General features: G+C 61.7%; 19 protein-coding genes. 15 read left to right on the top strand and 4 right to left on the bottom strand.

From position 1 onward, the window contains the following. Nucleotides 1–89 precede the first annotated feature (89 nt). Nucleotides 90–1,217 (bottom strand): MalY/PatB family protein, encoded by a 1,128-nt coding sequence (locus IGB42_RS17400; RefSeq protein ID WP_159674021.1) that lies wholly within the window; start codon nt 1,215–1,217, stop codon nt 90–92. A gap of 49 nt (nt 1,218–1,266) precedes the next feature. Next, entirely contained in the window at nt 1,267–2,418 is a 1,152-nt protein-coding gene (locus IGB42_RS17395; protein ID WP_159674019.1) for a PLP-dependent aspartate aminotransferase family protein, read from the bottom strand. Nucleotides 2,419–2,611: 193 nt separating this feature from the next. On the opposite strand from IGB42_RS17395, the gene IGB42_RS17390 reads away from it, so the two are divergent. The 9 genes from IGB42_RS17390 (at nt 2,612) to yiaA (ending at nt 9,545) form a co-directional block, all read left to right on the top strand. Then, nucleotides 2,612–3,394 carry a transporter substrate-binding domain-containing protein gene (locus tag IGB42_RS17390; RefSeq protein ID WP_236822632.1) on the top strand — a complete coding sequence of 261 codons (783 nt, stop codon included), beginning with the start codon at nt 2,612–2,614 and terminating at the stop codon, nt 3,392–3,394. A gap of 122 nt (nt 3,395–3,516) precedes the next feature. Continuing rightward, nucleotides 3,517–4,185, top strand: a complete 669-nt coding sequence (locus tag IGB42_RS17385) for an amino acid ABC transporter permease (RefSeq protein ID WP_159674017.1) — start codon at nt 3,517–3,519, stop codon at nt 4,183–4,185. 105 nt (nt 4,186–4,290) lie between these two features. Continuing rightward, nucleotides 4,291–4,947, top strand: a complete 657-nt coding sequence (locus IGB42_RS17380) for a VTT domain-containing protein (protein ID WP_159674015.1) — start codon at nt 4,291–4,293, stop codon at nt 4,945–4,947. Nucleotides 4,948–5,065: 118 nt separating this feature from the next. Beyond that, nucleotides 5,066–5,389, top strand: coding sequence for a hypothetical protein (locus IGB42_RS17375; RefSeq protein WP_159674013.1), 324 nt, complete (start codon nt 5,066–5,068; stop codon nt 5,387–5,389). 209 nt (nt 5,390–5,598) lie between these two features. Continuing rightward, nucleotides 5,599–6,432 (top strand): NADPH-dependent oxidoreductase, encoded by an 834-nt coding sequence (locus IGB42_RS17370; RefSeq protein ID WP_159674011.1) that lies wholly within the window; start codon nt 5,599–5,601, stop codon nt 6,430–6,432. A gap of 61 nt (nt 6,433–6,493) precedes the next feature. Further along, nucleotides 6,494–7,306 (top strand): class I SAM-dependent methyltransferase, encoded by an 813-nt coding sequence (locus IGB42_RS17365; protein ID WP_159674010.1) that lies wholly within the window; start codon nt 6,494–6,496, stop codon nt 7,304–7,306. 74 nt (nt 7,307–7,380) lie between these two features. Beyond that, a complete protein-coding gene (locus IGB42_RS17360) occupies nt 7,381–7,998 on the top strand; it encodes a glutathione binding-like protein (RefSeq protein WP_159674008.1) in 618 nt (205 codons plus the stop codon). An 89-nt stretch (nt 7,999–8,087) separates the two neighbouring features. Further along, the gene (locus tag IGB42_RS17355; protein ID WP_255461514.1) at nt 8,088–8,957 is read left to right on the top strand and encodes a neutral zinc metallopeptidase; all 870 of its coding nucleotides are present in this window, start codon (nt 8,088–8,090) and stop codon (nt 8,955–8,957) included. Between the two features lie 168 nt (nt 8,958–9,125). Further along, a complete protein-coding gene (yiaA, locus tag IGB42_RS17350; protein ID WP_159674006.1) occupies nt 9,126–9,545 on the top strand; it encodes an inner membrane protein YiaA in 420 nt (139 codons plus the stop codon). 160 nt (nt 9,546–9,705) lie between these two features. Here the strand turns inward: yiaA and IGB42_RS17345 are convergent, their stop codons facing one another. Both IGB42_RS17345 and IGB42_RS17340 read right to left on the bottom strand, forming a co-directional pair. Then, nucleotides 9,706–10,209 carry a DUF3617 family protein gene (locus IGB42_RS17345; protein WP_159674004.1) on the bottom strand — a complete coding sequence of 168 codons (504 nt, stop codon included), beginning with the start codon at nt 10,207–10,209 and terminating at the stop codon, nt 9,706–9,708. A gap of 81 nt (nt 10,210–10,290) precedes the next feature. Then, entirely contained in the window at nt 10,291–11,385 is a 1,095-nt protein-coding gene (locus tag IGB42_RS17340) for an HD domain-containing phosphohydrolase (RefSeq protein WP_159674002.1), read from the bottom strand. Between the two features lie 187 nt (nt 11,386–11,572). Here IGB42_RS17340 and IGB42_RS17335 point away from each other — a divergent pair, with 187 nt between their 5' ends. From IGB42_RS17335 to IGB42_RS17310, 6 genes are all read left to right on the top strand, one after another. Beyond that, entirely contained in the window at nt 11,573–11,932 is a 360-nt protein-coding gene (locus tag IGB42_RS17335) for a hypothetical protein (protein WP_159674000.1), read from the top strand. 187 nt (nt 11,933–12,119) lie between these two features. After that, nucleotides 12,120–12,890, top strand: coding sequence for an HAD-IIA family hydrolase (locus IGB42_RS17330; protein WP_236822631.1), 771 nt, complete (start codon nt 12,120–12,122; stop codon nt 12,888–12,890). 52 nt (nt 12,891–12,942) lie between these two features. Beyond that, nucleotides 12,943–13,536 carry a DUF4124 domain-containing protein gene (locus IGB42_RS17325; protein ID WP_159673998.1) on the top strand — a complete coding sequence of 198 codons (594 nt, stop codon included), beginning with the start codon at nt 12,943–12,945 and terminating at the stop codon, nt 13,534–13,536. Between the two features lie 122 nt (nt 13,537–13,658). After that, a complete protein-coding gene (locus IGB42_RS17320; protein WP_159673996.1) occupies nt 13,659–14,087 on the top strand; it encodes a DUF4124 domain-containing protein in 429 nt (142 codons plus the stop codon). A gap of 99 nt (nt 14,088–14,186) precedes the next feature. Next, the gene (locus IGB42_RS22700) at nt 14,187–14,507 is read left to right on the top strand and encodes a DUF4124 domain-containing protein (protein WP_159673994.1); all 321 of its coding nucleotides are present in this window, start codon (nt 14,187–14,189) and stop codon (nt 14,505–14,507) included. Between the two features lie 167 nt (nt 14,508–14,674). After that, nucleotides 14,675–15,106, top strand: coding sequence for a DUF4124 domain-containing protein (locus tag IGB42_RS17310; RefSeq protein WP_174764230.1), 432 nt, complete (start codon nt 14,675–14,677; stop codon nt 15,104–15,106). Nucleotides 15,107–15,189: the final 83 nt, after the last annotated feature.

The raw sequence follows: 15,189 nt of genomic DNA, 5'->3' as shown, positions 1-15,189 counted from the left end.
ACGGGCAGGTGGGTATTGCAGATGGAAAGCCATGTCTGGATGGTGCCAAGCCATACCGGCTGAATCAAGCCCCTTTGTTACAAGCGGGTTCAACGCAGCGGCTCAAGACGCTGCAATGCCTGTTCGAGAAGCGCGGTAGGGCAGCCGAAGTTCAGCCGCAGGAAGCCTGGTGTGCCGAAATCACGCCCGTCCGACAAACCCACGCCATGATCTTCAAAGATGGGCAACGGGTTTTCCGCATCGATGGCGCGCGCGTCGATCCATGCGAGGTAGGTGGCTTGCGGCACGGTCAGCTTGAGGCGGCTACTGCCGGCAAACCAGTCTTGCAGCAGCTGGCGGTTGGTGCGCAGCGTAGCGAGCAGTGCGGCGTGCCATGCACCGTCATCGCGGTACGCCGCTTCTGCGGCGGTGTAGCCCAGCAGGTTCACCGATGGCGTCAGCCCCAGCGTGGCATGGCGGAAGCGGGCACGCAGTGCCGCATCCGGTATCACTGCCACCGCGCAGCCCAGCCCGGCGATGTTCCAGGTCTTGGATGGCGCCAGCAGGGTAATTGTCTGCCGGGCAAAATCGCTGTCCAGCAGCGCAAAGGGGGTATGCGTGGCACCGGGTTCCAGCAACAGGTCGCAATGCACTTCATCCGAGCACACCACCAGATCGTGCTGGCGGGCGATATCCAGCAATTCGCGTAATTCGTCATTGCGCCAGATCCGGCCTACCGGGTTGTGCGGGTGGCACAGCAGCAGCAGGCGGGTGGCGGGGGTGATGGCCGCTTCAAGCGCGGCCTTGTCCCAGCGCCATTCGCCATCGCGCTGTTCCAGCGGCACGGTGATCAGCTCGCGCTCACCCAGCGGTGGCGCATACAGGAACTTGGGATAAACCGGCGTAAAGGTCAGCACCGCATCGCCGGGCGAGCCAACCGCGCGGCAGGCAATGTTCAGCCCCTGTACCAGTCCCGGCAGCCATACCAGCCATGCCGGATCGATATCCCAGCGATACACGCGGCTGGCGTAGCCGGTGAACGCCTCGACCAGGCTGGCGGGTGGATCGGTATAGCCAAACACGCCATGTGCCACGCGCTCCTGCAGTGCGGCGATGATGGATGGCGGGCTGTGGAAATCCATGTCGGCCACCCACATCGGCAGGATGTCGCGATTGGCGTATTTCGCCCATTTCTGGCTGGCGGTGGGAAGGCGGTCTATCGGCGTATCGAAGCGCATTGCTGGAGCCTGCGGAATGAATGGCGGGGTGAGCCGGGTTACGGGTGGATCAATGTTGCAATGCAGCGGCCAGATCGGCAATCAAATCCGCGCTGTCCTCGATGCCGACGGACAAGCGCACTAGCGTATCGGTCACGCCCAGCCTTGCGCGCTCCGCCGCCGGCAGGTTGGCGTGCGTCTGCACCGCTGGTACGGTGATCAGGCTTTCCACACCGCCCAGGCTCTCTGCATACGAGATCAATTGAACGCCTTCGATCAGTGCGGCAACAGCTGCAGTGCTGGTCAATTCAAAGGACAACACCGCGCCAAAGCCATTACTGAAGCTTTTCAGCCGCGCGTGGCCGGCATCGCCAGGCAGGCCCGGGTAGTAAACGCGCCGCACCTGCGGATGCGCTTGCAGCCATTGCGCCAGCAGCAGCGCGTTGCGTTGCTGTGCTTCCAGCCGTAGCGCCAGTGTCTTGAGGCCGCGCAGCACCAGCCACGCATCCTGTGGCGCCAGCACTGCGCCCACCGCGTTTTGCAAGTAGCCCAGGCGCTCTGCCAGCGCCGGCGTGCGCACGCTGACCAGGCCGGCGATGGTGTCGTTGTGGCCGGCCAGGTATTTGGAGGCCGAATGCAGCACGATATCCGCAGCTACGCCATCGGCTCCCGCCAGCGGGCGCAGCCAGTATGGGGTCAGGAAGGTGTTGTCGACGATCAGCAGCGCGCCTGCTTCATGCGCAAGTGCGGCCAGCGCCGGCAAATCGGGTACCAGCAGGCAAGGGTTGGATACTGATTCGATCAGGATGGCGCGTGTATTGGGCTGCAACGCCGCGCGGTAGGCGGCGGTATCGGTAATCGATACATAGCTGGCCGATAGCCCCAGCCGTGCAAATACCTGGTCCAGCAGGCGCGTGGTGCCGCCATACGCGCCTTCGGCAACGATCAGGTTATCACCGCTGGAGAACAGGCACAGCACCGTGGAGAGCGCCGCCAGGCCACTGCCAAAGGCGAAGCTGGCTGCCGCGCCCTCGATCTGCGTCATCGCGTCCTCCAGCGCCTTGCGGGTAGGGTTGCTGCTGCGCGTGTAGTCGTACCCGGTGCTTTCGCCCAGCGCAGGGTGGGCAAAGGTAGCGGTCTGGTAAATGGGGGTGCTGATGGCGCCAGTGGCGGGGTCGCGGCGGTTGCCGGCTTGGGCGAGCAGGGTGGCAATACGGTGCATCAATTCAGGTCCGGAGGGCTATGCGGGGCTTGCTTGCCTAGACCTTACTATGTTGTCGTATCCGGAGGCCAGTGCAATTGCGTACAGATCAGGGCTATCCCGTATTTGTGGCTAATTCCGTTGACCAGCAAGGTGTCGCTTCTTAATATTCACTTTCGATATTAAATACCATTTTTAATACAAGGAATTGCATATGAATATGCGTAAATTGCTGGTTGCCGCCAGTTTGCTGGGTTTGGCACTGCACGCTGGTGCGGCCGATCTGCTCGATACCGTGAAGCAACGCGGTACGCTCAAGGTAGCGCTGGAAGGTACATACCCGCCGTTCAACTACAAGGAAAACAACGAACTGGCAGGCTTCGAAGTGGAGCTTGCCAAGGCACTCGGCCAGAAGCTGGGGGTGAAGGTTGAATTTACCACCAGCGAATGGAGCGCCATCCTGGCCGGCCTGCAGGCTGGCAAGTACGACGTGGTGATCAACCAGGTGGGCATTACCGACAAGCGCAAGGAGACATTCGATTTCTCCGAGCCCTATACCATCTCCGCACCGCAGCTGATCGTCCGCAAGGATGAAAAGCGCGTGTTCAACAGCCTGGAAGACCTGAAGGGCAAGAAGCTGGGCCTCGGGCAGGGCACCAATTACGCGGATATCGCCAAGGCAGTGGGCGGTATCGATGTGAAAACCTATCCGGGCGCACAGGAATACCTGCAGGACCTGGCATTGGGGCGCATCGACGCGGCGCTGAACGACAGCCTGCTGATCCCGTATATCGTCAAGCAGACCAAACTGCCGCTGAAGCCCGGTGCACCGGTGGGCGCGCTGGAAAAATCCGGCATCCCCTTCGTGAAAGGCAATCCCAAGTTCCAGGCTGCGCTCAACAAGGCGCTGGCGGATCTGCAGGCCGATGGCAGCTTTGCGAAGATTTCGAAAAAGTGGTTTGACCGTGATGTGAGCAAACCGCCGGTCGCCAGGTGACAGCACTGTGTGGCTGCGTGGCTTGTCCACCCGGCCGCTGCAGATAAGCTCTAAACTCCGCATGACCGAAGCCCGGCACCCCCAGCTCTGGCTGGGGGTTTTGTTTTGACGGAGTTGCACGTATGGATGTTCATGGCCTGATCGCGCTGTTGCGCGATGCATTGCCGCTGTTGCTCAAGGGCGCGGGTTATACGCTGATGCTGGCGTTGTCCGCGATGGTGGGCGGCTTCCTGATCGGCACGCTGGTGGCGGTGATCCGGCTGGCGCGGCTGCCCGTACTTACGCAGATTGCCGGCCTGTACGTGAGCTGCATGCGCGGTACGCCATTGCTGGTGCAGTTGTTCGTGATCTATTTCGGCCTGCCCAGCATCGGCATCCAGTTCGAGCCCATTACCGCCGGTATCCTTGGGTTGAGCCTGAACGTGGGTGCGTATCTGTCCGAGACCATACGCGGCGCGATTGTCGGCGTGGACCGTGGCCAGTGGGAGGCCGGCAAGAGCCTGGGCCTGACGTATGCGCAGACGCTGCGCTATGTGGTGGGCCCGCAGGCGTTGCGGCTGGCGGTGCCCAGCCTGTCCAACAGTCTGATCAGCCTGATCAAGGATACCTCGCTGGTATCGGTGATTGCCGTGGGTGAACTCATGCTGGCCACCAAGGAAGTGATTGCCACGACCTTCCAGCCTTTTCCGCTCTACCTTGCCGCGGCGGGCATCTACTGGCTGCTGAGCGCTTCGTTCGAGGCGGTACAGAAAAAGCTCGAGACGCACCTCAACCGCAGTTATGTGCGTTAGCGTGCCTGTTTAGCCGCGGTCGAACAAACCGGGCGAACGGCTGTGCGCCCGTTACCATGCGATGATGGCGCGGTGCCGGTATCGCATCCTCACGGAGGCTGCAGCATGGATTGGAGCACGTTCGCACATGCAGTCTTTCATGCCGAACAGGGTATGGATTTGCTGATCCGCCACGATGGCGTGCTGGTTTACGTGCTGCTGTTTGCCGTGGTGTGCAGCGAGATCGGTGTGGTGCCGCTGTTTTTCCTGCCCGGAGATCCGCTGCTGTTCGTGTGCGGCGCATTCTGCGCCACGCATGCACTCGATATCTGGCTGCTAATGCCCTTGCTGTTTGTCGCCGCGCTGGCGGGCAGCATGCTCGGTTACGGTATCGGCCGTGTGCTGGGGCGGCAGACGATGGCGCATGGCTACCGCTGGCTATCACCCCGGGCGCTGGAAAAAACCGCTGCTTTCCATGCACGCCACGGCGGCGCCACCTTTTTGCTGTCGCCTTTCGTGGCGGTGGTACGCACCTTTGCACCGTTCCTGGCCGGTGTGTCGGCGATGGACTTCGGCCGCTTCAGCCGTTTTGCCAGCGCGGGTGCGGCATTGTGGGTAGGCAGCTTGCTGTGGGCCGGCTATTTCTTTGGCCGTGTGCCCATCGTGCGTGAACACCTGCAGGCGCTGGTGCTGTGCGGCGTGATGCTGGGCGTGGGTGCGCTCATCATCGGTGCCGGCTGGCGCGGCCTACAGGCGCGCTGGCATCGCGCCGACAACGGCTGATCAGGTCAGGACCACCTTTTTTTTAATCCTGCTGTCATTTGTGCGCCCTGGTGGCGACCAACGGGGGAAGCGACTGCCCTTCGAGCGGGCAGGCCAGCCCCCGAACAGGATGATCACCATGACGACTATCAGCAGCGCGTGTGCGCCCGCTTCTACCGCCGCACTGCCCGGAAGGGGCGGCGCGGACATTGCCAGCCAGCTGGATGTGCTGCAACGCAAGTACGCGGATGTGGCCGGCTGTGCCACCACGCCACAGCCGGAAAAACAGGCGCAAGAAGCGCATCTGAGCCAGCAGATGCAGGCATTGCGCAATCGCCTTGCCGAGCAACAGCAAGCGCCACGCGCCACGGATGGGCAGGGTGTGGGCGATGAAGCGGGCCTGGCATCGGGCCAGTCTGATCGTGCACGCAACCCTTATGCGCTGGTGGATGTTTACGCGTGATGGGCTGCTGGCGGGCGGCTCATGCTGGATGCGTGAGCTGCCCCGTTGCGGCAAGCGATTGTTGAATATTCAGCAATTCGCGCAATGCGGCTGTAGAAATTCGCGCATAACGGTGTTTTTTAGCGAAAAAAGCGACAGATAGCCGCCATTTCGAGCTGGTACGGCGTTTGCTCTAGCTGGACTCTACGCAATCAACACGGGAGTTCGCCATGGGTAAACCGCAGGATTTTTCGTCGCTCGATCTCGTCAATGGCCGTTATGGCCGTGACGAACTGACCGTTGTGCCCGAGCTGAACGGCACGCTGGAAGCATTGCTGGGTCACCGCTCGGTGCGCGCATTCGAGCGCAAGCCGTTGCAGGGCGGCACGCTGGAGCTCTTGGTGGCTGCCGCACAGTCGGCGCCCAGCTCTTCCAACCTGCAGGTGTGGAGCGTACTGGCGGTAGAGGACGAAGCGCGCAAGGCCCGGCTGGCCGTGCTGGCGGGCAATCAGGCACACATCCCCGAGGCACCGCTGGTGCTGGTGTTCCTGGCCGATCTGGCCCGCCTGAACACCGTTGCCGCACAGCAGGATGCACCGATTGCCGGGCTCGATTATCTCGATACCTATCTGATGGGCGTGATCGATGCCGCGCTGGCCGCGCAGAACGTGGTGACCGCAGCCGAATCACTGGGCCTGGGCACCGTCTACATCGGCGCCATCCGCAACAAGCCGGAAGAAGTCGCCGCCGAGCTTGGCCTGCCGCCGCAGGTTTTCCCGGTATTCGGCCTGGTGATCGGCCACCCGGATCCGGCGCGCCCGGCATCGGTAAAGCCGCGGCTGTCGCAACGCACGGTGCTGCACCGCGAGCAGTACTCGGCCAGCCAGCAGCATGCGGCGGTGGCTGATTACGATACGGTGATCACTGCATTCCAGCACAGCCAGGGTCTGCCGCAGGTGCCATGGTCCAGACAGGCTGTATCGCGCTTGCGCGGGCCGGAAACCTTGTCTGGCCGGCATCGCCTGGTTGAAGCCATCGCCAATCTCGGCTTCACCATCAAGTAAACGTGTTGCCAGCGCTGCCCCGCCCAAGCGCGTGGCAATCACCGTTTTCAAGGAGTGCCTTATGCCCAGCCTGACCCTCGATACCCCCGAGCTTGCCGCGCAGTACGATCAGATCAGCGATCTGCAATACGAACATGGCCAGCACCTGCTCAACGGCCTGCAGCTCAAGCCGGGCGAAGCCCTGCTGGACGTGGGCAGCGGCACCGGCCGGCTGACCGCTTTTGCCGCCAAGCATTTCATCGGCCCGCAGGGCGTGGTGGTGGGCATTGATCCGCTGCCGCTGCGCATCGATATCGGCCGGCGGCGTGCCAGTGAGCAGGGCCTGGGCCAGCTGTCGTTCGAAGTGGGGCAGGCGGAAGACCTGCACCGTTTTGCCGATGCCAGTTTCGATGCCGTGGTGCTCAACAGCGTGTACCACTGGCTGCCGGACAAGGCACCAGCGTTGAACGAGGCCTTGCGCGTGCTCAAGCCCGGAGGCCGCATTGCCATCAGCAGCGCCAGCCGCGAGCGCCCGCACGATGTACAACGGCTGATTGCCGAAGTGCTGGCCGAAGCCGGCCTGGGGCGTGCGCACAGCACCGGCAGTACGCCCCACAAGGTGTCTTTTGCCGAGCTGGCCATCCAGCTGGAAGCGGCAGGGTTTCTGGTGGACGAAATCCGCCTGCGCCGTTTTGCCGACCGCTTTGCCGATGCCGATGCGGTACGCGCATTCAACGAGGCCAGCTCCTTCGGCAATTTCCTCGGTGAATTCGTGCCTGATGTGCGCCGTGACCTGACCGAACGCTTCAACGTACGGCTGAACGCACACCGCGACGAGCGCGGCATCCTGTTGCACCGAAACCTGCTGTTTGCGCTGGCCCGCAAGCCGGCTTGAGCAATCCGGGCTGAAGGTGGCCGCACTGGCTGCCTTCGGCCTTTTTCCGAGCAAACCCTTCAACGGATAGTCTGATGAGCAAACTTTATATCGCGCGCGGCGCATGTTCCTTCGGTGCACACGTGGCCGTGCGCGAACTGGGCCTGGATATCGAAATCGTCAAGGTAACGCTGCGCGATCCCGCATCGCCGATTTTCGCGGTGAACCCGCTGGGGCGGGTACCGACGCTGCAGCTGGACGATGGCAGTGTGATCACCGAGAACAGCGCCATCCTGCCGTACCTGGCTGACCTCAAGCCCGGCACCAGCCTGTTTGCCCCGGCGGGCAGCGTGGAACGTGCGCAAATCCAGAGCTGGCTGGGCTATATCAGCAGCGAAATCCATGTGGGCGCATTCCGCACCATCAATCGGCCGGAACGTTACCATCCGGATCCGGAAGCGCATACGCTGGTGCGGGAGCGCGGCGCAGTGCAGCTCAAAGCCGGCCTCACGCATATCGAGGCACACCTTGCCACGCGCAAGTGGCTGGTGGGCGAGCGCTTTACCATTGCCGATGCGTACTTTGGCCTGTTCGTGGGCTGGCTGGCGCGGCTGGGGCCGGAATTTGCCGATTACCCGGCATTGAACGCCTACCGCGAAGCCTATCGGGCGCGCCCCGCAGTGCAGGCAGCGCTCGCTTTCGAGCAAGGCTGATTGCTACCAGCCTGCCGCGTGCATTACTGCCGGCTGTATGCGTACTGCCAAACCGCTACACTGCATGCATCCAAGTGTGGCGGGAGAGCATGATGCGTTGGGACCGGATGCGCGAAAGCAGCAATGTCGAAGACAACCGCAGCAGCGGCGGTGGCATGGTGGGTGGGGGCCTGCGCCTGGGGGTGGGCGGCATTGCCGTTGCGGTGGTGGTGGGCTTGCTGCTGGGCAAGAGCCCGATGGAAATCCTCGGCTTCGTGATGCAGTTGTCGGGTAACCAGCCGGTAGCCACCCAGGGTGCCCGCCCGGCCGCCACCGACAACGACCAGAACAAGCAGATGGTTGCACATGTGCTGGGCGATACCGAGGACACCTGGAAACAGCTGTTTGCCGAACAGGCGGATGCGCAGTACGTGGCGCCCAAGCTGGTGCTGTTCCGCAATGCGGTGCAATCGGCGTGCGGCCAGGCCAGCTCTGCGGTCGGCCCGTTCTATTGCCCGGCCGATTCCAAGGTCTACCTCGACCTGGGCTTCTTCGATGAGCTGCACCGCCGCTTTGGCGCGCCGGGTGATTTTGCCGCTGCCTACGTGGTGGCGCACGAAGTGGGCCACCACGTGCAGAACCAGCTGGGCATTTCGGACAAGGTGCATCAGGCAGAGCAGAAGCTCTCGAAGGCGGCCGCCAATGCGCTGTCGGTGAAGCTGGAATTGCAGGCCGACTGCTTTGCCGGTGTCTGGGGGCATTACGCCAGCCAGCGCGGCGTGCTGGAGGCGGGCGATCTGGAAGAGGCGCTGAAAGCCGCCAATGCAATCGGCGACGACACCTTGCAGCGCAATGCCGGCCACAGCATCGCACCGGATTCATTTACGCACGGTACCTCGGAGCAGCGCATGCACTGGTTCAGGCAAGGGTTCGACAACGGCAACATGAAGCTGTGCAATACCTTCGCAAAGGGCGCCTGATGGGTGACGAAGGCGCGGATTGTGCTACCCGTGGTACACATTGCATGACACACACCTGAAAAACGCTTTCTCGGCCGCCTGGTTTTGTGCAAACTGCCTGTCTTGTCGGTGTCATAAAACCGGCTTGATAAAAATCAGTTTCAAAACGGCAAAACGGGGATAGGTTAAATGAGTGTGAATCAACAGAAAACGTCGGGTGCGTTCATTGCTGCATCGTGGGTTGCGCTGGTGGCCGGGGCTGCTGCGTACCTGATCGGCCTGTTCAATGCGAACATGCAGCTGAACGAGAAGGGCTATTACCTGGTGGTGCTGCTGTACGGTTTGTTCTCAGCGGTTTCGCTGCAGAAAAGCGTGCGTGACCAGCTCGAAGGCATCCGCGTGACCAAGATTTATTCCAGCATGTGCTGGTTCTCCAGTATCGCTGCGGTTGCTTTGCTGGCTGTCGGCCTGTGGAATGCCACGCTGGCGCCCAGCGAAAAAGGCTTCTACGGCATGGCCTTCCTGCTGAGCCTGTTTGCCGCCGTGGCCGTACAAAAGAACACCCGCGATGCCACTGCTGCGGATGGCCCGGCTACGCGCCCGCTGTAACTGCTGCTATAGCTGCTTGATGGCCGGTATCACATCGCATGGCGCCTGATACCGCGATGCACCGGGTGCGATAGCAAAAAACGCCGCCTCTCTGGAGAGAAGCGGCGTTTTTTTTTGCTTGCTGCCCATGGCTGCACCACCGGCAGATGCTGGCAACGACTCAACAGGGGCCGATTTTTTTGGCGCTGCCTTTCATCTGCATCTGTTGCCTGGCCGTGGTGATGTTGTGTTCGAAGCTATAGCCATCATGCGCGGCATTGAACTGGAACACGCTGTGCATGATGGTGGCTTCCGGTTTGTTGCACTTCATGTCCATGGTCAGTGTATTGCCGGTTACCGAGTACTTGGGATCATCACACTTCTGCTCGCCCTTGGCGCGGCTTGCTTCTCCGGCATCGTGCCATTTATCGATGTTCTGCTTGTTCAGGCACATGCTCATCGTCATGGTGCCCGCCTTTGGGTCGATCTCCATGCCGCGCTGTTTCATCATCGCCAGTGATGTCGCATCAAGATTGGCCATGGCGGCTTTTTGCTCGGGCATCATCTGGCTGGTAATCGCCCATTTGCCTTCTGAAGGCATCAATGGCGGCAAATCTCGCGCCAGCGCTGGCGTGATGATCAGCAGCACGGGCAGGACGGACAGTGTGCATATGGCAATACGCATGGCGGGCTCCAGAGCATGGTAGTGCCATGAATATAGGCACTGTGCGCATGCCGTATATCGGCTGCAATACAGATGTAGCGGTCAGCGCGGCCTGTTTTCCAGCATGGTGCGGATCACCGCATTGAATGGGGTCACCCAGGCGGGGTCGAATTGCCGGTCCGATGCGTTGACTTCGGCAATGGCCCGCAGCACCGAGCGATGCTGGCCGCGCTGGTGGTGCTTCACCATCACCGCCTCAAAAGCATCCACCAGCGCCAGGATCTTGGCGCCGGGTACGATGGCATCGCCGGCCAGGCCGGCAGGGTAGCCGCTGCCATCCTGCTTTTCATGATGCTGCAGCACCATGTCCACGGCCTGATCCCAGCCCGGCATGCGCGCCAGCAAACCTGCCCCCCAGCCCGGGTGCAGGGAAAGCTGCCGCCGCTGTATTTCCGATAGCCGTTCCGTCTGCAGCCAGATGGCTTCGGGCAGCAGCATCATGCCCAGGTCGTGCATGTACACCGCGGCTTCCAGCTGTACGGCGTCGACCGGGCTGCCTGCGGCAGTGTTGGTGTCGAGCGCCAGCTTGAGGTTGCGGCTGATGCGGCCCTCGAACAGCGGCAGCCGGTGCTCCATCTGCAAGGCCAGGTGGCGGAAAAACCGCAGGTCGTCGGCGCGTTCGGTATCGCTGCCGCGCCCGGTCTCCTGCTCCAGCTCTAGCGGTAGCGGGCTATCGGCACGAAAACCGGTCAGTTTTTCCAGCAATTGCCGGCAGCTGCGATCGAGCTGCCGCTGATCGAGCTCCGCCAAGCCAGCCAGCGCGTCCTCCAGATAGGGCAGCCTGAGGTGATCGATGCTCTGGCGTGCAGCCAATGCGTCTACCGCCAGTTCCAGCCGGTCCAGCGTGAGCAGGATCAGTTCTGCCAATACCGGCTTGAACTGCAGCGTGCCCGCGCGCAAGCGCGCCAGCAGGCTTTCCACGCTGTGCGCAAACGGCACCACGAAGGCCACGCCGCACAGCGAAGCATCGCCCTTGATGTTGTGGAAGGCACGGAACAGATCGGCAATCAGCGTGGGCTCGCCTGGGTGGCGCGTGAGTTCGGCCACCAGGCGCTCGATATTGGGCGCGTAGTCGTAGAGCGCCTCGCGAAACTCCTGCAGATCGTCGTTATTGCGGAAGGGGTTGGCAAGGCTCATGGCACGACGCTGCGTAAGGTATCCCTCCAGCATAGGCTGTGCCAGCGCACGTTGCATCGGCATGGCGCGGCCGGTGCATCCGCATGTAACCGGTGGTGACATTGCTGGCAACAGGTCATCGCGGCCGTGCACTACTGCGTTAATCGCTTATGGACGTCTTTGTGCGTCACGAACAGGAGTGAGAACCATGACCAGATTCTTTTCCCTCGTCGGGGCCGGCTTGCTGGCAGGTGTCGCTTTCACGCAGGCCGGTGTTGCGCAGGCGCAGGTGCGCGTGAGCATCAATGTGGGCGTGCCGGTGTATGCGGCGCCTGCGCCCATTGTCTACGCGCCCCCGCGCCGGCCGGGTTATCTGTGGGTGGAGCCGGGCTGGTATGGTCAGGGGCGTGCCCGCTATTGGCGTGAGGGCTACTGGCAGCCATCCGGTTACCGGGTCATCGAGTATCAGCCTGCACCACGCTGGCATGGCGGTGACCGTGGCGGGGACCGCGATGACCACCATGGGCACCATCATCATGATTGGCGCGATCGGGACGGCAGGCGCTGAGGGCGCTGGTGGTTCGCCGGCATCTGCCGGCAAGCCGTAAAAACACCCGGTGCGCAGTGTGCGCACCGGGTGTTTTTGTTGATGCGGCGTGCTTTCCTCGCTGCCATGTACACGCAGTGGTTCTCCGCAGGCTGCTTTCCCGGCTACGATAGGCGTATTGAACCGGCAGAACCCAAGGGAAAAGAGCATGATCAAGGCCGTTATATCCGATATGGATGGCGTGATTTACCGTGGCAAGCAAGTGATTGTGGGGGCGCAGGATTTTGTCGACAGGCTGCGGGCAGACAACACGCCATTCCTGTTCCTGACCAATAACGCCGAGCAAACCCCGCTGGACCTGAAACTCAAGCTGGCGCAGATGGGCATTCATGGCATCGAGGAAGAAAACTTCATCACCAGTGCCATGGCCACGGCCATGTTCCTGCGCAGCCAGAAAGAGCGGGCCACGGCATTCGTGATCGGCGGTGGCGGCCTGATGAATGAACTCTACAATGTGGGGTTCTCGCTCTCCGAATCGCACCCCGATTACGTGGTGGTCAGCAAGACCGCCAACTTCAATTTCGAGATGCTGAAAAAGGCCGTGCGCCTGATCGATGCGGGTGCCAAATTCATCGGCACCAATCCGGATATGATCGACCCGGTTGAAGGTGGCAACGAACCCGCTGCCGGCACCATCCTGGCGGCCATTTCGGCAGCCACCGGCAAGAAGCCGTATATCGTCGGCAAGCCCAATTCGCTGATGATGATGCTGGCCACACGCAAGCTGGGTGTGCATCCGGAAGAGGCGCTGATGGTGGGGGATCGCATGGATACCGATATCGTGGGTGGCATGGAAGCGGGCATGAAAACCGCGTTGGTACTGTCCGGGGTGACCACCATGGCGATGATCGAGCATTTTCCGTACAAGCCCGACTATGTATTCAATCATGTGGGCGAAATCGGTCTGGACAAACTGTGAGGCGTGCGGAGTGCCGCATGGCGACATTGCGCAAGACGGGATGGAGGAAAGGATGAGCTGGGGCGGATGCCGGTTTGCTGCATTGCTGCTGGTGCTGGCTGTCTGTGCCGCACCGGCTGCGGCCGAGATATTCAAATGCCGTGATCCCAGAGGGGGCGTGGTGTATTCCGATGCACCATGCAAAGGCCAGCGGCTGACCATGGATGAACGCGGTTCGGTCACCATCGTGCAAACCACGCCGGTGCCCAGGGCCGCCATCAAACCGGAAGCCAGCCCGGTGATCGCGGCTGCACCCACGCAGATACCAAGGGCTACGGAGCCGGACGTTGCCGCAGCGCAGCCCCGCTTGCCGGCATCGGCACCGCAGGTAATTGCCGCGCCTATCAGCAGCGAGGTGATCAGCCCGCAAGGCAATGCAACGGCAGACTGCAACCCCGGTAACGGGGGTTGCCAACCGGCAAAAACGCCGAAGCCCACCAAAAAAACCAAGGCAGCGCGCAGTGCCAGCAGTACGGCTGGCAGCGCGGCCAATGGCAGCGTGACCAACTCGGCCGGCAAGGACACTTCGCAGCCGGATCCGGAGGTACCCAAGGGCTTGCCGGTAGTGAAAATGAAGCCGCCACCCGATCAGGCTGCCGCCCAGTAGTACTGCCGGCGCCCGGGGCAGCGCCCGCTGGTTTTTCCCGGCATTGCATGCCATGCTTGCAGCATCAGGCCGGGCTGGCAGCCATTGGCAAGGCGGTGAGCAACGGGCAGGAAGGAGCATGCATGTTTGTTTATCAGTCTGCCTGTTTGTGCCCGGCGCTGGCTGCCCTGCTGATGGCATTGCCGTGTGCACAGGCCGCAGCGGCAGTATACAAATGCAAGGATGACGCAGGGGGCATCAGTTACTCCGAAATACCCTGCAAAGGCGAGGCCATGCCGATGGAAGGGGGCACGATGTCGGTATTGCCCATGCCGACATTGACGCCGCTGACACCCCTTGCACCGGAACAGCCACGCATCGAAACGCCCAAGCCCACACCATGGCCGCAAACGCCCACCAAGCGACCGGTAGACCCGGACGCCCCGATGGTGGAAAACTGCAGCGTGGATAATCCGGATTACGATCCCGAATTCTGCACGCCGGCCAATCTGAACAATGTGTACGGCCCCGCCGGCGGTACCGGCAAGCCACGTAAACGCCTGCGACGCTGATCCATGCCATCTGGCGGATTCCTGCAGCGGCAATCCTTGTATACGCAAGCAGCGGCTGCCAGCGTAAAGGGATGATGGTTTACGGTCGAGGTTCAGGCCATGCATGCTCATATATTGCTGTTGCGTGGCTATCTGCTGCCGGCCTTGATGATTGCTGCCGTAACCGCACCTGCCGCCGCTGCGCTTTACAAGTGCAAGGATGCGGGTGGTGCAATCACCTATTCGGATTCACCCTGCCTGGGGAAAGACATCCCGCTCAGCAAGCGTGGGGCGGTCAGTAGCGTGAATACGCCCAAGCGCGCTTTTGTGCCTGCTTATCGCGAATCGGACAGCAATGGCGGCACGGCAGTCAGTTCGACAAGCGGGGCAACCAGATCGGCCGATACAACACAATCATCCTCAGGCGGAAGCCATTACTGATCCAGGCCGGTTTGCGGTACCGCGATGCCATTGGCGATGATCTGACGGCAGCGTCGGTATTCCAGCCAGTCTTTTTAAGCATTGCAGCAATAGTGATCGTAGCGGCAATCGGCAAATATGACACATCACCCAACTTGAACCGCCTGTCCGGCGGCAGGAGGACTGTGATGAAACGTTGTCATGTAGCCATGTGCCGCAGCATGCTGCGGGCGACTCTCGTGCTTGCCGCGCTGGCAATAGCCAATCCGGCTTCTGCCGCAATGTATAAATGCAAGGAAGCGAGCGGTAGCACCAGCTATTCGGAAACGCCTTGCACCGGCAAGGCATTGCCGATCAAGTCCGGCACCCTGTCCGTGGTGCCGCCAGCACCGGCCAGGCAGGCTGCTGTCGACACTGCAGCAACACCCACTGCGGTGCCATCGATCACACCGCTACCCGTCTCGGCGACGCCATCTGCGGTACCGCCAGCGGAAACACTCAAACCCGCTGTGGGGTTCTGCGATCCGGATAGCCGGGATTATGATTCCGAACGCTGTACGCCCAATAGTCCCGGCTATTTCATCAAGCAACAGCACGAAAAAACGCCAGCAACACGATAACGCCCGGTCTGCATCCGATACGGCATGTGCCGGCTGATGGCGGGTGCCAGGACGGCAATGCGTGGGAGAGCCGTCAATCCCGG

It is taken from the genome of Andreprevotia sp. IGB-42 (assembly GCF_009848685.1).
Classification (GTDB): domain Bacteria; phylum Pseudomonadota; class Gammaproteobacteria; order Burkholderiales; family Chitinibacteraceae; genus Andreprevotia.
The sequence above is the reverse complement of the archived record's forward strand: the minus strand, read 5'-3'. Positions and strand labels throughout refer to the sequence as shown.

What these genes read in the sequence shown, in the direction of transcription:
- IGB42_RS17370 (WP_159674011.1), top strand. Translation starts at nt 5,599, where the DNA reads ATGGGTAAACCGCAGGATTTTTCGTCGCTCGATCTCGTCAATGGCCGT.
- IGB42_RS17360 (WP_159674008.1), top strand. Translation starts at nt 7,381, where the DNA reads ATGAGCAAACTTTATATCGCGCGCGGCGCATGTTCCTTCGGTGCACAC.
- IGB42_RS17400 (WP_159674021.1), bottom strand. Translation starts at nt 1,217, where the DNA reads ATGCGCTTCGATACGCCGATAGACCGCCTTCCCACCGCCAGCCAGAAA.
- IGB42_RS17325 (WP_159673998.1), top strand. Translation starts at nt 12,943, where the DNA reads ATGAGCTGGGGCGGATGCCGGTTTGCTGCATTGCTGCTGGTGCTGGCT.
- IGB42_RS17375 (WP_159674013.1), top strand. Translation starts at nt 5,066, where the DNA reads ATGACGACTATCAGCAGCGCGTGTGCGCCCGCTTCTACCGCCGCACTG.
- IGB42_RS17310 (WP_174764230.1), top strand. Translation starts at nt 14,675, where the DNA reads ATGAAACGTTGTCATGTAGCCATGTGCCGCAGCATGCTGCGGGCGACT.
- IGB42_RS17340 (WP_159674002.1), bottom strand. Translation starts at nt 11,385, where the DNA reads ATGAGCCTTGCCAACCCCTTCCGCAATAACGACGATCTGCAGGAGTTT.
- IGB42_RS17365 (WP_159674010.1), top strand. Translation starts at nt 6,494, where the DNA reads ATGCCCAGCCTGACCCTCGATACCCCCGAGCTTGCCGCGCAGTACGAT.
- IGB42_RS17335 (WP_159674000.1), top strand. Translation starts at nt 11,573, where the DNA reads ATGACCAGATTCTTTTCCCTCGTCGGGGCCGGCTTGCTGGCAGGTGTC.
- IGB42_RS17395 (WP_159674019.1), bottom strand. Translation starts at nt 2,418, where the DNA reads ATGCACCGTATTGCCACCCTGCTCGCCCAAGCCGGCAACCGCCGCGAC.
- IGB42_RS17390 (WP_236822632.1), top strand. Translation starts at nt 2,612, where the DNA reads ATGAATATGCGTAAATTGCTGGTTGCCGCCAGTTTGCTGGGTTTGGCA.
- IGB42_RS22700 (WP_159673994.1), top strand. Translation starts at nt 14,187, where the DNA reads ATGCATGCTCATATATTGCTGTTGCGTGGCTATCTGCTGCCGGCCTTG.
- yiaA (WP_159674006.1), top strand. Translation starts at nt 9,126, where the DNA reads ATGAGTGTGAATCAACAGAAAACGTCGGGTGCGTTCATTGCTGCATCG.
- IGB42_RS17355 (WP_255461514.1), top strand. Translation starts at nt 8,088, where the DNA reads ATGATGCGTTGGGACCGGATGCGCGAAAGCAGCAATGTCGAAGACAAC.
- IGB42_RS17330 (WP_236822631.1), top strand. Translation starts at nt 12,120, where the DNA reads ATGATCAAGGCCGTTATATCCGATATGGATGGCGTGATTTACCGTGGC.
- IGB42_RS17320 (WP_159673996.1), top strand. Translation starts at nt 13,659, where the DNA reads ATGTTTGTTTATCAGTCTGCCTGTTTGTGCCCGGCGCTGGCTGCCCTG.
- IGB42_RS17385 (WP_159674017.1), top strand. Translation starts at nt 3,517, where the DNA reads ATGGATGTTCATGGCCTGATCGCGCTGTTGCGCGATGCATTGCCGCTG.
- IGB42_RS17380 (WP_159674015.1), top strand. Translation starts at nt 4,291, where the DNA reads ATGGATTGGAGCACGTTCGCACATGCAGTCTTTCATGCCGAACAGGGT.
- IGB42_RS17345 (WP_159674004.1), bottom strand. Translation starts at nt 10,209, where the DNA reads ATGCGTATTGCCATATGCACACTGTCCGTCCTGCCCGTGCTGCTGATC.